Origin of the sequence: Vibrio splendidus 12E03 (assembly GCF_000272105.2) — a bacterium.
Classification (GTDB): domain Bacteria; phylum Pseudomonadota; class Gammaproteobacteria; order Enterobacterales; family Vibrionaceae; genus Vibrio; species Vibrio splendidus_I.
In genome coordinates this window covers 1-250 of sequence record NZ_AJZD02000325.1, presented here as the reverse complement: position 1 = coordinate 250, position 250 = coordinate 1, and the positions used below count along the sequence as shown (strand labels likewise).

1 pseudogene is annotated in these 250 nt (G+C 34.0%); it reads left to right on the top strand.

From position 1 onward, the window contains the following. Window positions 1-101 (top strand): annotated as a pseudogene (locus A142_RS24855) (DNA-binding response regulator); the annotation flags it as partial. Window positions 102-250 lie beyond the last annotated feature (149 nt).

Here is a 250-nt window from a genome sequence, read left to right as displayed (position 1 = left end):
AAAAAATAAATGTCACAAACCGCAAAGAAGCGATAAGAAAAGCATATTTTATCAATAGTTTAGAGACTATTATACAACCTGATATGAAGCTCAAGGTATAACCACAACACAAAGATAATAGTAAATTAGAGTTACCAACAAGCATTATGGCAGTTGAGGAAAGTCCCCTTTCAAAGCTTGGTGCAAGTTTCCCGTGAACAAATTTCTGCTCTGAGATCCAAGGCTTTGTTGCGTAATTAAATTTATAGAT